Origin of the sequence: Catenulispora acidiphila DSM 44928, assembly GCF_000024025.1 — a bacterium.
Classification (GTDB): Bacteria; Actinomycetota; Actinomycetes; order Streptomycetales; family Catenulisporaceae; genus Catenulispora; species Catenulispora acidiphila.
Genome location: NC_013131.1, coordinates 471,791 through 492,984, shown reverse-complemented (window position 1 = coordinate 492,984; position 21,194 = coordinate 471,791). Strand labels below are relative to the sequence as shown.

Below are 21,194 nucleotides of genomic sequence, written 5' to 3'. Positions count from 1 at the left end.
CCGGCCGCCGCCGACCCCTTGCCTCTCATGCCGGACGACCTGATAGATCGCCGATGATCGCCTCTTTGATATGGCTGATGACCGCCATTAGGTCATGACAATAAGCCGACGGGTTGGCGAAGCCGTGACCGGGGCGAAAGCGGTGTGGATAGGTTCCGCCGCCACAAACTCCGACAATCGGGCACTCGCGGCACTCACGGCACAGTGCGTCGATTCCGCTTCGCCGATCCATTAATGCCGGTGTTGCCAAATAGTCGTCGAAACTATGGCGGGCGAGAGTCAGTCCGGTCTCCGGCGCGCCGGCATAAGCGATCTTAAGGATGTCGTCGGCCTCGAGCGATCCGTCGGTCTCCACGGTGACGTGCTGGACCGGTCCGGCACCGATCGCCGTCGTGCCGGTGCGGGCGCCGAGCAGGACCGCGATGATCTCGTCGAAGACGCGGATGCCGGTGGCGCTGCCCGAGCGGTACCAGTGATCGAAGACCTCTGAGAGCCAGGCTGCGTAGCGCGCGCCGGGCGGCGGCGGATCGGCCCAGGTCCGGTGTGGGAGCAGCAGATCCACGGTCGGCGGGTCCCAGACGGTGAGCGCCTCGTAGACGGCCAGCGGATCGGACTCCAGGTCGATGACGCACAGGAAGCCGACGAACAGGTGGCGGAAGCGTTCCGAGGTAAGCATCCGCAGCCCTGTCGAGACCGCGTCGAAGCTGCCCCGACCGTCCCGGAAGCGGCGCCGCCGATCGTTGTCCGAGGCCGATCCGTCGATGCTGACCGCGACCAGGATGCCGAGGGCGTCGAGCCCTTCGAGCATCTGCTCGGTCAGCAGCAAGCCGTTGGTCTGCACGATGAGCCGGACGGCGGTGGTGTCCGGGACGGCGGCGCGAATCGTCTCGGCGGCGTTGCGCAGCACCGGCAACCCGGCCATCAACGGCTCGCCGCCGTGCAGGACCACCTCGATCCAGGGCGGACGGTGGGTCGCGACGTGCTCGGCGATCCGGGAGGCGGTCAGGGCGATCGTCTCCGGGCTCATCGTGCCCGGCTTGTCCCGCCAGCTCTGGTCGGGACCTTCGTAGATGTAGCAGTAGCTGCAGGCGAGGTTGCAGCGGGAATGCAGCTTGAGCACGAACTGCCGCAGTCCCGTCGCCGTCCAGCCGGCTCGCGCCGGCCTCGGCAGCCCCGCGCCGGTGTCGAGGCTCAAGGCGCCCGGTCCGGCGGCGGGGGCAGCAGGCAGGAACTCCAGCCGACGACCCACTCGGTCTCCTGCACGTACTCGGCCAGCAGCCGTTGCATCCCCCGGGCCAGCGGCGAAGGGACCGTCTCCGGTCCCGGTTCGGTCCAGGCCAGGTCGTGGCCGGCGGCGAAACCGGAGACGTCAACGCCCGCGGCCGACCCGTCGGTTTCGAGGGCCGCGGTGATCGTGCGTTCCAATCGGGATCCCCTCCCTGTGGCGGCCTCCCCGACCGGCCGGCCGCAGAGGTCGCGGCTCGTCTGTGAGCGCCTGCTTGTGCAATCCCGGGTAACTAGGTACCCGTCAGGACGCCACTTAATTCAGGGCTCTGACCAACTCTCGACAGGCGGGCAGAGTCCGGCCGCGACGGGGCGACTCCAGGCGGGTCGGCGCCGCCCGGTCGACGCGTCAGATCGCGGAGGCCTGCGCTCCCGGCAGACCCCACTGCTGCCCCAGACGGCCCAGGGCGTCTTCATACGCGGCCTCCAGGGCGCGCGCACGCCCGGCGCGCCCCGAACTCTTGTGGAACCGGATCCGCGCCTCGATCGCGGTGCGCGTGACGGCGGCCTGGTCCTCGGTCAGCTCGCCGAGTTCCGGCATGAGCGCGAGCCACACCGCGTCGGAGGCCTCGATGTCCTCCTCGGCGCGTGTCGAGCGGCTCATGATGTCCAGCCCGCGGGCCAGGATCGCGGTGGCGGCGACGCGCACGCCCTCGCTCTGGCCGGTGCGGCGCAGACCGCTCATCAGATCGGTCGCCTCGTAGGCGGACAGCGAGGCGCCGGTGAGCCGGTGGTGCTCGAGCAGGGCGTCGGCGAGGAGCACCAGCTGGTCCTGGGCGGCGTCCTCGGCCTCGGCGAGCCGGCGGCGCATCCGGATGGCGTCGTCGAGGTCGTCGGGCGACTCGGTGCTCTGATACCGCGCCAGCAGGGCGTCGGCGAGGCGTTCCAGACCCTCTTGGCGGTGCGGGTCGTCCGCCGGCGCCCGGTCGACGTACTCGCGCAGGACGATGACTGCCTCCTCGGCGTCGAACGGCGACCCCTCGCGACGGCCGCGGTGCTCGAGCAGCTCGGCCAGCGCGTCGGTCAGCGGCCAGTCCCGGCCTGCGGCCTCGCTCACCGCCAGCCTCGCCGCCTCGATGGCCTCGTCGATCTCCGCACTCCGTCCAGTGTTCCGGGCCGCTTCGGCCAGAGCCAGGGCGTGCGTGATGCGCTGTGCTTCCGAAGCGGTACCCACCGTGTCGGACACGGTATAGGCGACGCCGGCATGGTTCAGGGCCCGGCGGACCGTGTCGGGCAGAATCCGCGCGAATGGACTACCGAACCGTCCCTCCCGCTCGGCCGGCATCGCGGGCGTGCCCATGATGGCGATGAAGCCGCGCGAGTCCGGCCGGAACCCGAGCTCGGCGTCCAGGTAGCCCGACAGCGCGGCGCGCACGCGTTCGGCCTGGCGGTCGTCCACCTCCCGGCGCAGCTCCTCGCCGACGCCGGGCAGCCAGCGGAACGCCGGCGGGCCGCCGCCTTCCGGGACCTTGGGATCGCGCTGCATCAGGCCGCCGGTGATCACCTCGGCCAGGTGCGCGCGGCTCCGGTCGGGGAAGCAGGTGGCGAGGACCATCTGCATGATCGGCAGACTGAGCGGCACGACAGACAGCGCGGCGGCCAGTTCGCGCGCGCCCTGACTCGCGGCGGCGCGGAAGCGGCGGACGACCGGGACCGCCATTCCGTCGCCGACCAGCTGGCCGGGTTCCTGGACGCCGCCCGCCGCCACCGACTGCGCGTAGCCGGCGGGCGATCGGGAGCCGAGCACCGCGAAGCGAGCCGTCGCCAGGCGCCCGGATGCCAGTGCGGCCCAGGTGGCGAACCAGGACTCGTCCGCCTCGATGATCGGGACCGCCGGCGCCGCGGTCCCGATCGCGACGCGCGTCAGGTGCAGGGCTTCGGGACCTCGGGCGGTTCCGGTGACCGTCGTCAGCCTCGGACGGAGCCCTGTCCGGCGCCACAGCCGATTCGGCAGCGGCTGGACGAGCGCGACGGGACCTTGGACGGCGAGGCGATCGACGGCGTCCAGCACGGCGCCGTCGTACCAGAGCCTTGCGACGCCGTCGGACAGGATGAGGACGGCGCCGTCCCCGGACCCGTCGGCGAGCCGTGCCAGGGGACCTTCGTGCCCGGCGGCGACTCCGGCTCTGCGTTCGCACACCACAGCCGTCTCGCCGCGCTGGTACAGGGACCACGTCTCGACCCTGCGGAAGACGCGCGACAGCGACAGGCCTCTGACGATGTCCTCCTCGAGCCCTTCCCACACCTGCATGGACACCGAGGTGTCGACGACTACCTTCGCGACGCCGCGCCGGGGACGCTGGCGCGTGTAGACCGGCCAGAGCAGCCCGGTCTCCGCCGCGAAGCGCGCCGTCTCCGCCTCGTCCACGGTCGCGGCGGCGTCCGCCGTGCCAGGGGCGCGGCGGACCGGCAGCGGCCGCAGGCGCCGCAGCGAGCGGGCGAAGCGCACCGCCTCCGACCCGGTCGGCGAGGGCACGCGGATCAGCGCCGATCCCATGAGCCGCGGGGGTGGCGAGGTGCGGCGCTCGGGCTCTGATTCGGCGTCGGCGACGGTGGCCGGCGGGTGCGCTCGGGCAGGCTGCTGGCGTCCGGCGGGGGTTCTGGGAATCGACACCGGAACGCGGTGTGGAGGCGGCGCCTCCTGACCGGATTCCTGCTGTGGCTCGGCGGAGCCGGCTGTCGCGCCCGCGGACTGGTTGATCCACTGCGCCAGCCACAGCGCCTCGGCGATCTCCTCAGCCGACAGCTCCGCCGGCGCCACCGCCTCGATGAAGTCCGCGAGCGCCGCCCGCGCGTCGTCCGGCACGATGCGGGTCACCCCACCTGGTCGAGCGGAGCCATGATCCGGTCGGCCAGCTCGGCCCGGTCCGTGCCGCCGAGCTTGGCCGCGATCGCCAGGTAGACGGCGCCGAGCAGCTGGTCGGTCGCGACCGTGCCGGCCCGGCGCTTGACCAGGAAGTCCTCGATCAGCGTGCGCCCGGTTCGCACGCCTTCCTCGCCCAGGTGCGCCTCGACGATGCCGACCAGGCGGTCGCGATCCGGGTCGGCGAGCTTGAGGCGGACGCAGCGGCGCAGGAACGCCGCGGAGAAGTCGCGCTCGCCGTTGTCGGTGAGCACGACGATGGGGAACGCGTTGCAGCGCACGAGGCCGCCGTGCACCGTGACCGGGGTCGGCTGGCCGGTGACGCCGACCTCGACGGAGTCGGTGCCGCGCTGCCGGACCACCTCCTCGATCTCGAACTCGCCGTTCTCGAAGACATGCAACAGGTCATTGGGCAGATCGAGATCGCTCTTGTCCAGCTCGTCGATCAAGAGGACACGCGGGTGCTTCTGCGGCAGCAAGGCAGTTCCGAGCGGACCGAGGCGTATGTACTCACCGAGGTCGGGAGCGGTGTCCGCGCCCATGATCCGGCGCAGATTCGTCTCCTCCAGCCGACCGAGCGCGTCGTAGCCGTAGAGGCCTTCCTTGACGCCGGTCCGGCTGGTGATCGACCAGTGCAGCACCGGTCCCAGGGAGAGTTCGCGGGCGATCGCGTAGGCCAGCGAGGACTTGCCGCTGCCGGGTTTTCCCGTGACGAGCAAGGGTCTGCGCAACAATATGGCGGCGTTGATCAAGTCCAGATCGGGTTCGGACAAAAGGAGACGCTGCTCAGCCTCGGACCGCCCCAGCCGCGCGACCGCCGCCCGGTCCTCCTCGAGCGTGAGCTCGACCAACGGAGCTCCTCCGAAGCTCCGGGAGGCCATGGGCGGCGGCAGCTGCTCGACACGACGATGGGGGACTCCTTCACCTTTGAAGATCCACCAGTCCTTCATATCACGAGTCCTCTGGATAGCAGGGTTCTGTCAACAGGTTCTCTTCGTGCCCCAATCCCGGGTTGTCCCAGAACAGAGCCACGGCGTCCAATTCCTCGGCTCCGGCCTGGCTGCGCTTGGCGAAGAGCCGATGAGGCACATCTTCCAGAACGACGTCGCGCAGCGCTTCTTCCGCTATTCCCTGAAAATACGGGCCTGCACAGAGCACTGACACGTTCTGCGGATCGGCGTGGTCCACCCCGCAGTCGGACGCCGACCAGACCAGCAGCGGCACGCCGTCCTGGACCGCCTCGTCGAGCAGACGCCGGGATCGCCGGTGCCGGCTGGTGGGCGGGTTCACCAGCCCGAGCCCGGTGTGCTCCACGGCCCGGCCGGTGTTCTCAGGATCCTCGCACATGATCCACTGAAGCGAAACAGCCTCCTTAGACGCCCGGTCCCAGATCTCGCGCAGCCTGGCGCCCGGCACGTCGTCCCGGTCCCGGTAGCGCTCCACCGAGCGGACCGCGACCGGAAGCAGGTGGCCGAGCGGCGTGGAGCCGGAGACCTCCCACTTGTGCACCGGCTCGGCCAGCAGGTCCAGCGGCAGGACGAGGTCGATCAGGCAGCCGCCGTCCAGGCGCGCGGCGGCCCGGACCGCGGCGGGCAGGACATCGCGGAGATGCGCCAGGACACTCGCACTGCCGATGGTCTCCTCCGGAGACTGCTCCGCGCCGACCCCGGCGCTGTGGTGCATACGGATACTGACGTGATACCCGCCCGCCGGATCGAACGCCGGATCGACGAGTACCCGCAGGGAGCTGCTACCCGCCTCTGCCGCCCCGGAAGTACGGCGTATTGCGGATGTCTGCATGCGCAGGGCACGGAGGCGGGAGGTTTGGTTGAGCTTCGCGGCCAGACCATCAGCCCACTTCCGCGCTTCGGCCAGCCACTGCTGGCTGACGCGGTGTTCGAGGCGCGTGGTCAAGCCGTCCATGAAGCGCAGGAGGCTGTGGACGTCAGTGGAGCTCCAGGTGGTGGTCGCGGCCAGGCCGAGGGCGACGTCGCGGAGGCCGGCGTCGGCGGCGAGCTCCAGGCCGCTGTGGCTCTGGATGATCTCGAAGAGTTCGGCGTCGGTGACGACGTGGCGGATCGATACCAGGAGACCGAGGAGGGCGACTTCGTTCAGGGGGAGCTTTGTGGAGTCTGCCCGTATGGCGCCAGGCGGCTGGGGACCGGTGAAGTAGTGCTCGCACATGGCGGGCCAATCCACGGTCCGGGCGTGGAACGAGTCGTGCGCTGCCAGGATGTCCTTCGCCTTCTGGACTCCCAGTTGGCGCGACAGTACGCGCGGCAGGACGCCGGCCAGGGGGACCGCGTAGCCGCCGTCGCCGTCGTCCTCGGCGCGGGCTGCTTTGACGATGCCGGTCACGCGTCCGGTGCTCAGGTCGATGACCATGCTGCCGGAACGGTATGTCGGGACGGTGTTGCCGGCGAGCTCGACGTAGGTGAAGCTCGGCAGCCCCGGGGCGTTCGCCTTGCGCGTGCCGCCGGCATCGTAGAGCCGGCTGGCGAGCGCCGCCGCTCCGCCGGGACCGCGCTTGTCGTAGCCCACACTGAGGTAGCCGGCGCTGCTGATGAAGGACGCGTTGGGCGCGAGGTCCAGCCACACCGGGTAGGGATCGCTCTCGTCGTCCGGCGGCGCGGGTTCGATGCGCAGCAGGGCCAGGTCCGGCACCGGCCAGGAGTCGTCGCCGTCGTAGGGCGGGTCGATCAGCTCGACGGCTTTGACGCGCAGGGTCACGCTGCCGCTCAGGACGTAGAGCTCAGGCTCGTCGGCGACGACGTGGGCACAGGTCAGCACCAGATCGGTGGTGATGAAGAACCCTGACCCGATCAGGCACAGCGCGGGCTCCGCGCCCGGCTCCGGAGGAGCTTCGGGCGCGAGGACCGCGACCGCAGACCTCTCCGCCTGCGCGATGAGGTGGGGACCGCCGGGGTTCGGCAGCTGGGCCAGCGCCATTAAGGCTCCTGGTCCTGGGCTGTGTCCTGGGCTGTGTCCTCGGCGGGGTCTTCGGCTTTTGCGCTGCCGTCGCTGCTGTCGCTGCCGGCGTCGTCAGCATCGTCGGCGCTGTCGGCATCTTCGACCCTGTCAGCATCTTCGACTCTGTCTGCACTACCTACGCTGCCTACGCCCTCGACACCGCCGACGTCCGAGATACCCGCCTGGTCCCAACCCAGCTTCACCTTGATCGAAGCCTTGGCGTGCGCACTGGCCACCATGCTGACGACCTTGCCCAGTCGACCCGTCGATCTCCAACCCGAACTCGACCTCGACCCGGTCCGGCCGCACAGCGGGCAAGACTCTTCCGCACACTGTGGGCAATACCGCCGACGGTCTCAGTGAACCCGACAAGCTTGCTGATCTGCGCGTCGTCATCAATGGACGGATGGTTTCTCCGCAACCGCCGCCCACCCACATCACGAGCCGTCCCCCCGGCACCGCCACCCTCACCAACCGCCGCCTCCGGCACCTCCACCCGCACCCAGATGAACTCCCCCGTCGGCAACTCAACCCGCTGCGGCACCCCGTCAGCATCCAACGCCATCGATCCCCCCAACGCGCAGCCTAAAGCCTTCCAAAACACCATAGTTGGCGGAGCCAGCGTCAGGGAACTGAGATCGCACCTGGCAAGTGCGCAAAAGGGAAACCACCGGTAACGAGCTCGACCCAAACGACGACCGAGCGGACACGCGGCGCGCTCACTCGGTGGCGCCAGGGACGCGCTCGGTCTCGGTGATGCAGCTCGCCAAGCCGTTGCGAGTCTTCACCGTATCCAGGTGTTCGCTGCCAAGGACACGCTCCCGAATCGGGAGGAGATCAGTGAACTGATCACGGGCACCGGCGTTGTCGCCGGCGTTCTTCGTCCAGCGGGCCAGGTTGTGCCGCGCGTGCAGAGTGCTCACGTGCTCCGGGCCGAGGACGCGTTGATGCAGCGGCAGCAACGCGACGAGCTGTTCACGGGCTCCGTGGGCGTCTCCGGCCTTTCCCGTCCAATGGGCCAGGTTGCGGCGATTGGTCAAGGTGGCGGGATGTTCAGGTCCCAGAACGCGCTCAAAGAGCGGGAGCAGAACCGCGTATTGGTCACGGGCTTCGGCGGCGGCTCCGGCCTTCCCGGTCCACCGGGCCAGATTGGCGCGTACGTGCAGGGTATCGGGGTGTTCGGCGCCGAAGACACGTTCCCGGATGGGAAGCACGTCCGCGAATCGGTCGCGGGCACCGGCGGGATCCCCCGCCTCTCCGACCCAGCGTGCCAGGTGGGTCCGCGTGATCAGGGTGACGGGATGTTCGTCGCCGAGAACGTGCTGATAGCGCGGAAGGAGATCGGCGAACTGGTCACGAGCACCGGCCGGATCCCCCGCGTTGCCCGTCCAGCCGGCCAGGTTGCTGCGCGTGAGCAGCGTGTCGGGATGCTCGATGCCGAGAACACGTTCACGGATCGAGAGTAGGTCAATACCCTGATTACGCGCGGCGGCGTAGCTCCCGGCTCTCGCAGTCCAAAACGCCAAGACCGAGCGCGTGGACAGCGTGTCGGGATGCTCGACGCCAAGGAGTCGCTCGCGGATCGGCAGTAGGTCGGCACATTGGTCTCGAGCGCCTTCGAAGTCGCCGGCGTGGCCAGTCCATTGGGCGGTGCTCTGGCGGGCCGCAAGCGTCTCCGGAGCATCAGGACCTTGTCGCCGCGCTCGCGCCTCGAGGCTCCGGCGGGCCATGGCCACGGCGGCACGGTAATTGCCGACTGCACCGAGATGATCTGCCGCACGCAGGTAGCAGTCGTGTTCCGCAGGCACGACTTGTTCGATGTGGCGCAGCAACGCGGTAAAGGCAGGCCATGTCTCCGGCAGGTTGGGATCATCCGGCGTTGCCCTCACAACCAAGGCCGTGGCTGCCTGGCGCCACGCGGACTGTTCCTCAGGGCTCATCGCCTCGAGAGTCGCGGCCTGCACGAGCCGATGGATCGACACCACGCCGTCGCCCACCGGCGAGCCGACCAAGCTGAATTCGCGGAGCGCGATCAAGGCATCGTCCACCGCCAGGCCGTCGTCGGCCAAAGCCGCCAACTGGTCAGCGACGTCTGCGGACAGTCCTTCCGGCACAGGCGCGTCGTCGGGGAAAAGCAGTCGCACCGGAATGGCATCCGGTGCGAAGCAGGCCAGCACTCGCAGCAGCGCCATAGCAGGCGAGCCGGCGCTTCCCAGCTGGCCGATCGCCGCACTCCAAGTCCGAGCCACCGCCTTGCCCCGTCCGGGGCGGACCAGCATCGCCGACAGTTTGTCCAGGTAGAACTGCACCGGTCGGCCCGTCACCCGCAGGAAGGCAGCCGCGTGCGCCAAGGCCAGCGGCAGGCCGCCCAACGCGTCGACCAGGAGTCCGGAGGCCGCCACGTCGCTGCTGTCGGCCGCAGACAACAGATATTTGATGGCGACATCCCGATCCAACACCGGGACCTCGCGCACGCGAGCACGTCCCGGCCACGTCGCCCGCTGGCTGGTCACCACCACATGACCGGGCCCGGCGGCCGGGACCAGCCGATGCACGACCGCGTCGTCCACCACGTTGTCCAGCACCAGCAGCCAGGGGCGATCGGCGTTCACCAGGTGTGACCTGAGTGAACCTGCTGCGTCGTCCGTTGTCGGCGGAACAAGTAGACCCAGATGCGCGGCCAACTCACCGATCTGTCCGTCCAGGGACTCGGGGTGTTCGGCGCTGAACTGCCAGACGATCCCGTACGAGTCGGCGAACCGATAGGCGTACTCCACCGCCACGCTGGTCTTGCCGACTCCCCCAAGGCCGAAGAGAACCTGAACCTGCGGAACGCCGGTGGCAGTGAAAGCCGCCGCCACCTGCTCGATAAGGTCCTCCCGTCCGACGAGACCCTCGGGCCGAGGACCGAGACTGACAGCACGGCGATGTGGCCGGGCGCCGGAAACCGCTATCGCGTGGTCGGATCCGGCGAGGAAGGGTGGATGTTGAGCACGCCGACAGCGGTGCCGCCGCTGGCGGAGATGTTCTGGTCACGTCCGGCATTGGCCGAACCGTCACCGGACACGGTGTTCCCGGTCTGGTGCGGCAGCATCGCGGCGATCTCATCGCGCAGCTCGGGATGCCGCGCGAGCACGTTGCCGATCTGAAGCCGCAGCGCCGCGACCGCGTCATCGCTCTCCGGCGCCGCTGCCAGATTCGCCACCGCGTCCTCGAACACGACCGGCTTCGGCGCGCCCCCGAACAGTTTCTGAAGCAACCGCCGCCCCAAGGACACCGTCCCGCTCGCCGCGGCCTGCTCTCCGGCGGTCAGCACGGTGTCGCCATAGGTTCTGACGGCGCTGATGATCGCAGGCAGAGCCTCCCCCACTACGTCCATGGATTCAGAGTACTGATGAGTCGGGCGGGTGGTGCGTACGGCGAAGGCCGACACGCACCGCCCGCCCGCAAGCGTGCTCCATCGCTCAGTTCAGCCTTGATAGGGCGCGATCATCTTGGAGAACTCGTAGGGGGTCTGTGGGATGTCCGTGCACTTTGACAGGGAGCCGGTGCAGGCGTTGGCGTCGCGGGTGACGTCCCAGAAGGCTAGTTCGCCGAGGTGTTGTTGTTGGGCGAAGGTGAGGAGTTGGTGCATGTCGGTTTGGTAGAAGACTTCGGAGGAGTTGTCGTTCTGGCCGATCATGGGGGTGACGCCGATCATGTTCCACAGCTGGGTTGCGGTGAGGGCTGGGTAGAGGGGCGTCAGTTGGGTGTGGAGTGATTGGGCTGTGTCGATGGCGTAGGTGCCCATCTTGCCGCTGGGGTTGGGGGCTTCTATGTCGCCGAAGTCCATGGCCATGCCGTTGACTGTGGTGATCTTGGCGCCGTACTTCACTGCTGACTGGACTACGTAGAGGCCGTCGGTGGTGAGGCCGGAGGGGAGGATCGGGAGGGTCAGGGTGACGGTGAGGGGCTTGCCGGCTGCGGCTGCGTTCTTCTGCAGGGCGGCTATGGCTTGGGAGCGGCGGTCGATGGAGGCGGGGTCGGCGACTGCGGAGCCCTCGATGTCGAAGTCGATCTGGGTGAGGTTGTAGGCGGTGATGGCCGATTGGTAGGCGGCTGTCAGGGACGGGACGTCGGTGCACGACTGCGCCAGTTCGGTGCCCGCCTCGCCGCCGAAGGACGGCTTCACGTCGCCGCCGATCGCGCGCAGGGTGGCGATGTCCGACTGCTCGAAGCCGGCGGACATGGCGTAGGCGTTGAACCAGCTCGGGGTGCAGGTGGCCGTGCCGTTGACGATGAAGCCGAGGGAGAACTGGCGCAGGCCTGTCGTCTCGGCGATCTGGGTCAGGTTCGGGGTGGGCCAGGCGCCGATGTCGACGAAAGGCGCGGCGACGCCGGGCAGGTGTCCGCCGCCGGTGCTTGCCAGCGTCGTGGCGCTGACCGCTGCGCTCGGCGCCGACAGGTTCCCGGCTTCGTCGACGGCGCGGACGGTGAACGAGTAGGACGTCGAGGGCGCCAGACCGGTGACGGTCGCCGCCGTGCCCGGGGACGTGGCGACCATCGTCGAACCCGAATACACGTTGTACCCGGCGACCGTGACGTTGTCGGCGGAGCCGGTCCAGGACAGCGACGCGGCGCTCGAGGTGGTGCTCAGCGTGGTCAGTGCCGTCGGCGCGGTCGGGGCTTGGGCGTCCGCGCTGCCGTCACAGGGGTCTGAGTTGAGCTTGCAGGCGGACGGGTCCGCGTACGTCCCCGAGTAGCTGCCGTCGAAACCGATGGTGATCGACGCGCCGGCCGCGATCGTGGTGTCGTAGGACTGCGCGAGGACGGTGTGCGTGGTACCGCTCGCGGTGTCGGTCCCGCCCCACATGCTGGTGATCTTCTCGGTGGACGGCAGGCTGAACTGGAGCGACCAGGTGTTCAGCGGGACGGACATCGGGTTGGTGATCACGTACTGCGCCTGGAAGCCGCTGCCCCAGTCGGAGGTCTTGCTGTAGACGGCGGTGGGCAACGGGGTCGGGGTGGTGGGCGCGGTGGCGGTCGGGGTGGTGGGCGCGGTGGCGGTCGGGGTTGGGGTCGTGGCGGCCGAAGCTGTCGGGGAGGCGATTGTCAGGCCGCTGACCAGCAGAGCGCCGGCGCCAGCAGCGATCAGGCTTGCTCGGAGAGCCCTCAGCATGGTCCGTCGTCCGTCCAGACGTTCTGGGAGTTGGCGCCGGGGACGTCACCCTGGGTCCACCACTTGGCCGTCCAGGTGTGGCCGCCATAGCTGACGGTCTGGCCGCCGGTGTAGGCCGTCGCGGAGTTCCAGGCCGCAGTGGTACAGCCGCCGGGAGGCGAGCTCGGCGAGGACGTCGGCGAGCTGGACGGAGAACTGCTTGGCGGCGGCGTCGGTCCGCCGAACGGGTTGGCGATGATCGTGACCGTGCGATGCTGCACGCCCCAACCGTTCGCCTGCGAGCCCGGCAACCAGACGTCGACGGTGTCGTTCTGGATCCACGTCCCGATGTCGGCGGCGTAGCAGGTCCCGTAGCCCGGCACGGTGAAGTACGTGCCCCACGGGATCACCCGCGGATCGACCGCGCACACTCCGAGCTGCGAGTTGTAGCCGGACGCCGTCATCCCTCCGTCGTTGTAGGAGGTGACCATCATGGTGACGGTGCTGCCGACCGGGATCTGCCACGGCACCACCGCGCCGTCGGAGTTCAGCTGGTAGGGCGAGGACATCTGGCCCAGCGAGGAGTCGGCGCCGCTTTGGTCGCTCATCGCCTCGAAGGTGTAGTAAGCGTTCTGACATGGCGCGTTGTCGACCGCGGTGAGGGCCGGCTGCCCCCAGTCGGAGACCCATGCGATGGCCTGGCCGTTGCGCCAGACCCGGTAGGCCTGCGCGCCGGCGACGCGGTTGAACGAGATGTCGACCTGGCTGCCGGTCAAAGTGCCGGTGACGCCGCCGGGGGCGGCCAGCCGCGAGGAGAAGTTGACCGGCTGAGCGGTCTGTAGCGGCGGCACCCACGGGGTGTCGGTCCGCGGCGGCGGGGTGACGTTGGTCCAGAACGGGCAGGTCGGCAGCGAGGAGGTACCCGCGGCGCTGGCTTGCTGAGCGGCCACGACTCCGACCGCGCCGAAGGCTGTGAGCGTCAGGGCCACAGCGCCCAACAGTGCTCGCAGACGAGGGCCGGGCCGGCGGCTCGGGGCGTGCTCGGGTATTCGTCGCCTGATGGGGAACAGGCTCATGGTGTGCTCCCAATGACGTCGGAACAGGGGTGGCTCCGGAGCCGCAGGGCACATAATTGGACTAGACCATAGGCCTGTCAAGGGAATCAGAGCCCTTGCCAGGTCACAAGGGTCGGACAAGGGCGACGAGAACGGTGGTGGTCAGCCGCATCCCGAAGGGCACGTCGGCGTAGCCCTTCCCGCCGGTGTGGCGCTTCCCTCGGGCGTGACGCTTCCCTCGGTGCGCGGAGGAGTGCTAGGTGTCGCGGCGGTCGCCGGACGCGTGGTGGGGACTCGCGTAGGCGCGGTGCGGACCGCCGTTGACGGGGGAGCCGTGGGGGGAGCCGCGCTGTCGGACGGGCCGGCGTGGGGACGCTGGGGAGTCGGCGACGGCGAGGACGATGGCAAGGACGACGGTGACGGCGACGGCGACGAGCTGGTGAGGGGAGTCGTCGCAGGCGCGTCGGGAATGGAAGTCCTCTGGACCGGCGGAGCCACCGGCGACACCGGCGCCGGCGGACCGAGCGCGCTGTTGGACGGCCACAGGGCGACGGTCACCGCGACGGCCGCCATCGCCGCACCCGCGCCGACCGTGGCCGCGGCCCGAGCCAGACGACGCCGGGCGGCGCGCCGCCGGATCCGCTGGAACGCACCGGCCGGCGGTGCGAGCACCGAGACTCCGGGGCGCAGCAACACGACCAGTTCGTCGCCGTCGCCGTCATCGCCTTCGATGCTGTAGCCGAAGCTGTCGCTGTCGCTGTCGCCATCACCGCCGCTGCCGCGCGCGCCGCCGACCCCGCCGACGCCGCCCTGGTCGCCGGTGACGGCGTCGTCGTCATCGTCCGCGGGCTCAATGAGCGTGATCAAGATGTCCTCCGAGTCCGGCGCGCAGGAGTTCCCGTGCCGCGTGTAGATCGGATTTGACGGTTCCTTCTTTGCGCCTGGTCAGCTGGGCGATCTCGCGGATCGGAAGATCGGCGTAGTAGTACAGCAGAACAGGCGTCCGCAGCCGCTCCGGGAGCGACCGCACCAGCATCCGCACCGAGACGGACGCGTCGGCGCCGTCGTGGTGCGCGGCGCGCTCGACCTCCGCGCTCACCTGCCGGATCGCCCGGCGTTCGCGGTCCATCTTGCGCCAGTGGTCGCGGACCAGGTTCGCGGCCGTCACGTACAGGAAGCCCCGCGGTTCCCGCACCGAGGTCCAGTGCCCCCACAGGCGCGTGAACGCCTCGGAGGCGATCTCGTGGGCGGTGCCGTCGTCGTCGACGAGACGGCGGCACCAGCCCGCGAGGCCGGGATAGAGATCGGTGAACAAGTCGGACGCCGCCCGACTCTTCTCTCCGGAATCCTTGGACCGGCTCAACTCTCTCCAGGTGCTCGGAACGTGATGGGACCCGCGGGCCCTATCCCGCAGTGCCGGTCAGGGATGCGAAGACCAGCACGTTGTCAAGGTAGCCGTCGCTGGTCCGCTCTCCCCCACACGTGATCAGACGCAGTTCCGGCCGGTTGACGTTCCCATAGACCTCCTGGGTCGGGAACTGGGCCTTGGCGACGGTGCGCACGCTGTCCACGGTGAAGTCGGCCGAGGCTCCGTCCTGCAGCCGGACCACGACGTGGGCTCCGGGTTTCAGTTGCGCCAGCTTCAGGAACACGCCGTCGCCGTACTTGCCGACCGTCACATGACCGAGGATCACCGACGGTCCGGTCTGCCCCGGAGTGGGCGAACCGTTGTACCAGCCGGCCGGGCTGTCCTTCTCGATCGGCGGGACCTGGACGGTTCCGTCGGCGGCCAGCCCGAGCGCCATCACCGAGGTGTCGACGCCGATGGCGGGGATCTGCAGCCGGACCGGGTCGGAGCGCGCGATCGCGCCGGCGGACGTCGAGTTGCCCGCCGACGAGGTTCCCGACGTGCCGCCGGCCGGAGTGCCCGCTGTACCGCCCGCCTGGCTGCCCGCCGGCCCACCGGCCGTGGCCGCAGCCGGATTCGTCCCGGTCCCGCCGGCGTTCCTCCCAGATCCGCCGGCAGACGTGCTCGAACCAGCCGCGCAGCCGGAAGCCAACAGAAGGGCGGCTATGACAGCCGGCCATCCGCGCGTCCAGGCCCGCCGCAAAATCAGCCCCGGCCCTTGAGCTTGCGGCGGCGGACCATCACCGAGCCCGAACCGGCGAGCAGCAGGGCCAGGGAGGCGCCGACCGCCTCAGCCTCGCCGTGCCCCTTGGACGCCGCCACCGGCTCGCCGGTGTTCGGCGCGCCCGACGGGACCGCGCCGACCTGGCGGCCCGGCAGGGTCGGCGGCGGCGTGGCCGGGGCGGCGGTACGGGCCGAGTCGCTCGGCACGGCGCTGGGCATCGCGGTCGCGGTGGGCGCCGTCGTGGGCGGCACGGAGGGCGCCGCGCTGCGGGTGGGCACAGCGGAGGGCTGGGTGGTGGGGGTGGCGTCGGCGAACGCCGATTCGGCTCCGGCTCCAACCATCACCGCGGCGCACGCCAGGGTGGTGAGCAAACTCCGAGTACGCATGAGGGCTCTCTCCTCGATCGATCCATCGTCAGTCCGCGGCGGGTCCGTGGCGGACCCTTGGGTGCGGAATCACGGGGAGAGACGACCGGGAGGGGGTGCCGGTTGTAAAGCGTTGGCAAAGGAATCCGGGAAGGACTCGGGGGGAGGGAATCCGGCAAGGAATCGGCCTCGGTCTCGGAGCCCTCTTACGCCTTACGCGGTCGAGGAGGCAAAGAACGTGAAGAGCTTCCGAGCGTCGATGCGCACGCCGATGCCGCCCTCGAGACCGTCCATCCACTCCTGGAAGGCCGGTCCCTGCTTCGGCAGGTAGAAGTCCAACATCGCCTGGCGCAGGTCGTCGCACTCCGGCGCGTGCAGGTCGAACAGCTCGGCGCGGCCGTGCGCCGTCACCGACAGCTCCTCCCCCGGCAGGTACGTCGCGCTCACCCCCGGACGCGCCTGCAAGTGCCGGATCCGCACGGAATCGGGCGCGGAGCTGAACCACCACGAGCCGTGAAGGAAGTAGCCATCGAACGGTCCGGTGAGCGGACGCCCGTCGGCGGTCACCGTCGCCACCGCGATGAGACACATCCCTTGCAGGCGCGCGCTCAGCTCGGCGGCGTTCAGGCGGCGATCGTCCGTGAAGATGCCGCGCATGTGCGGACCGGCAGCGGCGGCGCTGTCGTCGAGGAGGGTCTGCAGAGCGGCCAGTTCTTCAGGGGTCTCGAGCATGGAGCAAATATTTCAGACGCTACCGACAAATCAGGGCAGCCTCTTGACGAGGTCGGCGACGACGTCGTCGAACCGGTCGAGCACGAGCGACAGGTGTCCCTCGTTCGGCAGCAGCTGTGCGGCGGCGCCGGGCAGCGCGCCGGCGAGCCAGCGGCCGTGCGCGAACGGGACCATGCGGTCCTCGTCCCCCTGCCAGACCGAGACCGGCGTCTTGATCGCGGCGAGGTCGAAACCCCAGTCGCCGATGAACGCCAGGTCGTCCTCGTGCCAGCCGTCGATGCCGGCGGACACCGCCTTCCGGAACGCCGCCGCCGTGAAATCGGCGAACGCGTCGCTCAGCGCCCTGCCGTCGACCTCGGAGATCAGTTCACCCAGCGCCGCGGCGATGTCCGCGCCCTGCACGTTCGCAAGCCCAGCCGCCTGCGCACTCAGGAATTCGGTCAACGGCGCAGCACCGGACACCGCCGCCGCGAACTCCTCGATGTTCTCCGCACCCATCCCGTCCAGCCAGTCCAGACCCTCGGCACGGTACGGCGCGACACCGGCCACGGTCGCCGCCGCCACACACCGCTCCGGCAGCAGCGCCGCGCAGGCCAAGGCATGCGGACCGCCCCCGGACCAGCCGACGGTCAGGAAGCGCTCGGCGTCCAGCGCCGCCAGCAACGCCGCGACGTCCTCGGCCACCGAGGCGATGGTGCGGCCCGGCTGCGGCGAGGAGTCGGCGTACCCAGGGCGGCTGTGAACGACGAAGCGCAACCCGTGCCGCGTCGCCGCCTCAACCATCGGCTCGAACAGCACCGCCGCGAACGGCGTGCCGTGATGAAAGACGAGCGGCGTCCCGCCATCGGGCCCGGCTACCAGGTATTCGAGATTCCGGCCGTCTGCAAGGCGAAGACTGGTCATGAGGAGGAAGCTACCCCAGCACCGCGAACCAGACGAGCCAGAGCACCCCTCAGCACACTTCCTGGCGCGCGACCGACGCCCCGGCGACGAGCTCCGCGAGATCGATACCACCGGTAACGTCCGTCGCACCCGGCTGCGGCCTTGGCGGGCTGCTGCCGAGACGTGGCCGGGCATGGCGCTCGAGGGCCATCAGGTCACCAGAATCCCTCGGCACTAGCCAGGGCTGCCCGGGGCGCCACCAGGGATGCGGGGTCCGCGCCACCAGGGGTCGCCACGGGCGCGATCGTGCTTCGGTACCGGGGAGTCTGGGTGGCATGCCGGATTCTGAAGCGGAGAACACGCCTGATGGTGCTCCCCTGGCGCGTCGGACGTTGTTCGGCGTGCTTGGTGCGGGGGCGGCGGGGTTGATTGCGGCGCCGTATTTGCAAGCCGGGTGGGAGAAGGTGCTCGCGAAGGCGTCTGAGGATGATCCGACCGGGCTGAGTGGGCTGCTGCCGAATCCGGGCGGGTTTCGGTACTACAGCGTCGTCGGCTCGGTTCCGCGGAAGGATGAGACCAACTACGAGTTGCGGATCGGCGGGCTGGTCGATCGGGCGCGGAGTTACACGCTGGCGGACCTGCGGGCGCTGCCGCAGACGCGGATCGTTCACGATGTGCAGTGCACGGACGGGTGGCGCGTGGAGAAGACGCCGTTCGAAGGCGTGCGGCTCTCAGATCTGCTGGATGACGCGGGGGTCGCCGGGAATGGCAAAGCCCTGCGTTTCACCTGCTTCGACGGCGCCTACAGCGAGAGCCTGACGCTGGAGCAGGCTCGGCGCGACGACGTGCTCATCGCCCTGCAGATGCAGGACGCGCCGATCACGCACGATCACGGCGGTCCGGTGCGGCTCTATGTGGCGCCGATGTACTTCTACAAGTCCGCCAAATGGCTGTCCGGCATATCGGTCACGGACCGGGTCGTTCCCGGCTACTGGGAGGAGCGCGGCTATGACGTCGATGGCTGGCTCGACGCCTGAGCGGCGGCGCAGTTGGGTGCGCGGCAGGCTGCGGGACGGCAAAGTGGCGCGGGAGGGCGGGGTGCAGAAGGGCAGGGTGCGCGAGGGCAGAGTCCGCCGCTTCACCGTCGCCGAGCGGATGGTCCACCGCGGCACCGGCGTGCTGATGCTGCTGTGCGTGGCGACCGCGGCGTGCCTGTACATCGGGCCGCTGGCTCAAGCTGTGGGCCGGCGGCATCTCATGGTCACTGTGCACGAGTGGTCCGGAATCCTGCTGCCCGCACCGGTTTTGCTCGGGCTGCTCTCGCCGGCGTTCCGCGCCGACCTGCGTAGGCTGAACCGCTTCGCACCCGCGGACCGGCACTGGCTCCGGGCGGTCCGCCGCCGTCTGATGGAGCCGCCGGACCGTCCCGCCGGCAAGTTCAACGCCGGGCAGAAGCTCTATGCGGGCTGGATCGCCGGCGCGGTACTGGTGATGATGTTCACCGGGCTGCTGATGTGGTTCACGCACCTGTTGCCGGGCATCTCCCGGACGAGTTCCATCTTCGTGCACGACATCCTTGCCTGGGGCATAGCCGTCGTACTGCTGGCGCACATGCGCAAGGCATATCAGGATCCAGAGTCACGACGGGGTATGCGGACCGGATACGTGGACCGGGTGTGGGCTAAGCGCAATCATTCCGAGTGGCTCGCGAAAGACGAACCAGACGGTTCGCATCAGCAGGTATAACCCCTACATCTCGATCGGGAACCGGAGCCGAGAACATCGACGAGATGTTCGATTCCCCCTGGTACGCTGCGCGTAAATAGGCAGCCTGCAAGGCAGCGAACAGGGGGAATCGCGTTGTCTGGCTGGATTGTTCCCGGCTACACGGAAACCGGGATCTTAGGCGCCGGCGCGACCGGCAGGGTAGTGGCGGCCGTCCATGACGCGACCGGCACCGAAGTCGCGATTAAATACCTGAGTCCGCGGTTCGTGAACAACCCGGACTTCATCGAGCGCTTCCGCGAGGAGGCGGCGCTGCTGGCCGAGATCCGGCATCCGAACGTGGTCCAGCTCTTCGAATACGCGGAGTCGGACGAGGGCTCGGCGATGGTGATGGAGTTGGTCTCCGGGCCGACCCTGCACCGCATGCTGCACGAGAACGGCCGCATGGCGCCGGAGGCGGCGCTGTCGGTGATGCGCGGCTCGCTGCTGGGCCTGGGCGCCGCGCACCAGATGGGCATCGTGCACCGCGACTACAAGCCGTCGAACGTGCTCCTCAACGCCTACGGAATCAGCAAGCTGGCGGACTTCGGCGTCGCCGAGCGCGCCGAGCCGGTCAGCGAGATCGACCCGGACGCCACCATGCCCGGCGGCACCGGCACACCGGCGTACATGGCGCCGGAGCAGTGGGACGGCGCACCGGCCCAGCCGGTGACGGACATCTACGCGGTGACCGCGTCGTTCTTCGAGTGCCTGACCGGCAAGGTCCCCTTCTCCGCGGACACCGTCTACGAACTCGAGGAGAAGCACCGCACCGCGCCGATCCCGCTGGACGACGTGCCCGAAGGCGTGCAGCCGCTGGTCGCGCACGGCTTGGCGAAGGACCCCGCCGAGCGGCCGCAGGACGTGTGGGCGTTCGTCGCCGAAGTCGAGCGCGCCGCGACCGACGCCTACGGCGTGGACTGGGAGGAGCGCGGCCGGCAGGACATCGTCGCGCTGTGGCCGCTGTTCGGGTTCTTCGTCCCAGGCGGCGCGGCCGGCGGCGGGGGCGCACTGGAGACGCTGGGAATCGGCCCGAACGGTCCCGCCGATCCGGGCGAGCCCGGCGACCTGGACGCACCGCACGCCTCCGGTCCCGAGGATGACGACTGGGACGACGGCCACGGCTCACATCGCAGCCGCCTGCCGGACAAGGTGAAGACGGCGGCCATCGTCGCCGGCGTGGCGGCGGTCGTCCTCGCGATCGCCGCGGTGGCCGTCGCCGGCAACGGCAAGCCCGCGAAGAAGGCCAGCCCGCCGAGCTCGACATCGTCGGTGTTCACGCCGACCCCCGACGGCCCGACCGGCACGCCGACGAGCAACGACGCAGGCTCCGCGCCGACGGTCGCGGTGTCGAGTTCTAGTTCGGGTTCGGGTTCGAGTTCGAGTTCGGGTTCTAGTTCGAGCTCGTCGGGCTCCAGCTCGAGCTCGAGTTCCAGCTCCCGGTCGAGCTCATCGTCGCCCTCGACGAAGCCGTCCTCCAAGCCCTCGACATCGCCGAGTTCGGTGTCGCTGCCGAGCACGCCGTCGACGAGCAGTCCGTCGTCCTCGCCGAGCACGCCCTCGACGAGTACTTCATCGTCGCCGCAGGTGTCGATCGGTGCGACGGTGTCAGTAGTGAGCGATCCGCCCGGGCAGTGCGTCGCCAGCTACAACGTGACATTCGCAGTGGGTAACGCGCCGGGCGGCACCGTGGTCGTCAACTACACCTGGCATCTCGCGAGCGGTCGCCTCGTCCCTGAAGGACCGGTCACACTCAAGTCGAACAGCTCACAAGGATTCGGGATCAGAGAGACCTCCAACGGAACTCCGAAGGGCAGCGTCGTCTTCGTGACCTGGACGACCGCTTCGAGCAGTGGCACATCGAACAGCGCGCCGGTAAGCATCACCTGTCTCAAGTAGCCGCCTCAGCCAGCTGGAGACGGCGACCCGAGAAAGTACGACCGGCTCGGTGAGCCGTTGAACCGATCCGCGTCGGGGACCGTTGGGTACAGCACTTGCCAACGCCGCACA

Annotated in this window: 19 protein-coding genes; 3 read left to right on the top strand and 16 right to left on the bottom strand. The window is 69.5% G+C overall.

The window, feature by feature from the left end; translation table 11 throughout:
* Positions 1 to 25: 25 nt before the first annotated feature.
* The 16 genes from CACI_RS02185 to CACI_RS02110 all read right to left on the bottom strand — a co-directional run bounded on the left by CACI_RS02185 (position 26) and on the right by CACI_RS02110 (position 17,441).
* The gene (locus tag CACI_RS02185) at positions 26 to 1,195 is read right to left on the bottom strand and encodes an FxsB family cyclophane-forming radical SAM/SPASM peptide maturase (protein ID WP_012784687.1); all 1,170 of its coding nucleotides are present in this window, start codon (positions 1,193 to 1,195) and stop codon (positions 26 to 28) included.
* Entirely contained in the window at positions 1,192 to 1,425 is a 234-nt protein-coding gene (locus CACI_RS02180; protein WP_012784686.1) for a hypothetical protein, read from the bottom strand. Before CACI_RS02180 ends, CACI_RS02185 begins: the two co-directional genes overlap by 4 nt.
* Positions 1,426 to 1,633: 208 nt before the next feature.
* A complete protein-coding gene (locus tag CACI_RS02175) occupies positions 1,634 to 4,102 on the bottom strand; it encodes an SAV_2336 N-terminal domain-related protein (RefSeq protein ID WP_012784685.1) in 2,469 nt (822 codons plus the stop codon).
* Positions 4,099 to 4,998, bottom strand: a complete 900-nt coding sequence (locus tag CACI_RS02170) for an AAA family ATPase (protein WP_223297429.1) — start codon at positions 4,996 to 4,998, stop codon at positions 4,099 to 4,101. The genes CACI_RS02175 and CACI_RS02170 overlap by 4 nt, the downstream gene beginning before the upstream one ends.
* A gap of 100 nt (positions 4,999 to 5,098) precedes the next feature.
* The gene (locus CACI_RS02165; RefSeq protein ID WP_012784683.1) at positions 5,099 to 7,096 is read right to left on the bottom strand and encodes a VMAP-C domain-containing protein; all 1,998 of its coding nucleotides are present in this window, start codon (positions 7,094 to 7,096) and stop codon (positions 5,099 to 5,101) included.
* Positions 7,096 to 7,356 carry a hypothetical protein gene (locus CACI_RS02160; RefSeq protein ID WP_012784682.1) on the bottom strand — a complete coding sequence of 87 codons (261 nt, stop codon included), beginning with the start codon at positions 7,354 to 7,356 and terminating at the stop codon, positions 7,096 to 7,098. Before CACI_RS02160 ends, CACI_RS02165 begins: the two co-directional genes overlap by 1 nt.
* 480 nt (positions 7,357 to 7,836) lie before the next feature.
* On the bottom strand, positions 7,837 to 10,071 hold the full coding sequence (gene fxsT / locus CACI_RS02155) for an FxSxx-COOH system tetratricopeptide repeat protein (protein ID WP_263053505.1): 2,235 nt from the start codon (positions 10,069 to 10,071) through the stop codon (positions 7,837 to 7,839).
* Positions 10,068 to 10,496 carry a hypothetical protein gene (locus tag CACI_RS02150; protein ID WP_012784680.1) on the bottom strand — a complete coding sequence of 143 codons (429 nt, stop codon included), beginning with the start codon at positions 10,494 to 10,496 and terminating at the stop codon, positions 10,068 to 10,070. The genes fxsT and CACI_RS02150 overlap by 4 nt, the downstream gene beginning before the upstream one ends.
* 90 nt (positions 10,497 to 10,586) lie before the next feature.
* Positions 10,587 to 12,275: a cellulose binding domain-containing protein gene (locus CACI_RS02145; protein WP_012784679.1), complete on the bottom strand. Its 1,689-nt coding sequence runs from the start codon at positions 12,273 to 12,275 to the stop codon at positions 10,587 to 10,589.
* Positions 12,269 to 13,330, bottom strand: a complete 1,062-nt coding sequence (locus CACI_RS53805; RefSeq protein ID WP_012784678.1) for a 3D domain-containing protein — start codon at positions 13,328 to 13,330, stop codon at positions 12,269 to 12,271. Before CACI_RS53805 ends, CACI_RS02145 begins: the two co-directional genes overlap by 7 nt.
* Before the next feature lie 141 nt (positions 13,331 to 13,471).
* Positions 13,472 to 14,176, bottom strand: coding sequence for a hypothetical protein (locus tag CACI_RS47415; RefSeq protein WP_012784677.1), 705 nt, complete (start codon positions 14,174 to 14,176; stop codon positions 13,472 to 13,474).
* The gene (locus CACI_RS02130) at positions 14,160 to 14,672 is read right to left on the bottom strand and encodes an RNA polymerase sigma factor (protein WP_012784676.1); all 513 of its coding nucleotides are present in this window, start codon (positions 14,670 to 14,672) and stop codon (positions 14,160 to 14,162) included. The genes CACI_RS47415 and CACI_RS02130 overlap by 17 nt, the downstream gene beginning before the upstream one ends.
* A 40-nt stretch (positions 14,673 to 14,712) precedes the next feature.
* Positions 14,713 to 15,369, bottom strand: a complete 657-nt coding sequence (locus tag CACI_RS02125) for a class F sortase (protein ID WP_143765119.1) — start codon at positions 15,367 to 15,369, stop codon at positions 14,713 to 14,715.
* Positions 15,370 to 15,422: 53 nt separating this feature from the next.
* Positions 15,423 to 15,827: a hypothetical protein gene (locus CACI_RS02120; RefSeq protein ID WP_012784674.1), complete on the bottom strand. Its 405-nt coding sequence runs from the start codon at positions 15,825 to 15,827 to the stop codon at positions 15,423 to 15,425.
* Positions 15,828 to 16,019: 192 nt separating this feature from the next.
* Complete coding sequence (locus tag CACI_RS02115) at positions 16,020 to 16,538, bottom strand: pyridoxamine 5'-phosphate oxidase family protein (RefSeq protein WP_012784673.1); 519 nt, start codon at positions 16,536 to 16,538, stop codon at positions 16,020 to 16,022.
* Positions 16,539 to 16,568: 30 nt separating this feature from the next.
* Entirely contained in the window at positions 16,569 to 17,441 is an 873-nt protein-coding gene (locus CACI_RS02110; protein ID WP_012784672.1) for an alpha/beta fold hydrolase, read from the bottom strand.
* A gap of 314 nt (positions 17,442 to 17,755) precedes the next feature.
* Between CACI_RS02110 and CACI_RS02105 the strand changes: the two genes are divergently transcribed.
* The 3 genes from CACI_RS02105 to CACI_RS02095 all read left to right on the top strand — a co-directional run bounded on the left by CACI_RS02105 (position 17,756) and on the right by CACI_RS02095 (position 21,083).
* Positions 17,756 to 18,457 (top strand): molybdopterin-dependent oxidoreductase, encoded by a 702-nt coding sequence (locus tag CACI_RS02105; RefSeq protein WP_012784671.1) that lies wholly within the window; start codon positions 17,756 to 17,758, stop codon positions 18,455 to 18,457.
* Positions 18,429 to 19,166, top strand: coding sequence for a cytochrome b/b6 domain-containing protein (locus tag CACI_RS02100; protein WP_012784670.1), 738 nt, complete (start codon positions 18,429 to 18,431; stop codon positions 19,164 to 19,166). Before CACI_RS02105 ends, CACI_RS02100 begins: the two co-directional genes overlap by 29 nt.
* A gap of 114 nt (positions 19,167 to 19,280) precedes the next feature.
* A complete protein-coding gene (locus CACI_RS02095) occupies positions 19,281 to 21,083 on the top strand; it encodes a serine/threonine-protein kinase (RefSeq protein WP_012784669.1) in 1,803 nt (600 codons plus the stop codon).
* The last annotated feature ends 111 nt before the right edge of the window (positions 21,084 to 21,194 follow it).

Excerpts from the sequence above, each read along its gene's own strand:
- CACI_RS02105 (WP_012784671.1), top strand. The coding sequence starts at position 17,756 with ATGCCGGATTCTGAAGCGGAGAACACGCCTGATGGTGCTCCCCTGGCG.
- CACI_RS02165 (WP_012784683.1), bottom strand. The coding sequence starts at position 7,096 with ATGGCGCTGGCCCAGCTGCCGAACCCCGGCGGTCCCCACCTCATCGCG.
- CACI_RS02145 (WP_012784679.1), bottom strand. The coding sequence starts at position 12,275 with ATGCTGAGGGCTCTCCGAGCAAGCCTGATCGCTGCTGGCGCCGGCGCT.
- CACI_RS02115 (WP_012784673.1), bottom strand. The coding sequence starts at position 16,538 with ATGCTCGAGACCCCTGAAGAACTGGCCGCTCTGCAGACCCTCCTCGAC.
- CACI_RS02120 (WP_012784674.1), bottom strand. The coding sequence starts at position 15,827 with ATGCGTACTCGGAGTTTGCTCACCACCCTGGCGTGCGCCGCGGTGATG.
- CACI_RS02110 (WP_012784672.1), bottom strand. The coding sequence starts at position 17,441 with ATGACCAGTCTTCGCCTTGCAGACGGCCGGAATCTCGAATACCTGGTA.
- CACI_RS02150 (WP_012784680.1), bottom strand. The coding sequence starts at position 10,496 with ATGGACGTAGTGGGGGAGGCTCTGCCTGCGATCATCAGCGCCGTCAGA.
- CACI_RS02100 (WP_012784670.1), top strand. The coding sequence starts at position 18,429 with ATGACGTCGATGGCTGGCTCGACGCCTGAGCGGCGGCGCAGTTGGGTG.
- CACI_RS02160 (WP_012784682.1), bottom strand. The coding sequence starts at position 7,356 with ATGGTGGCCAGTGCGCACGCCAAGGCTTCGATCAAGGTGAAGCTGGGT.
- CACI_RS53805 (WP_012784678.1), bottom strand. The coding sequence starts at position 13,330 with ATGAGCCTGTTCCCCATCAGGCGACGAATACCCGAGCACGCCCCGAGC.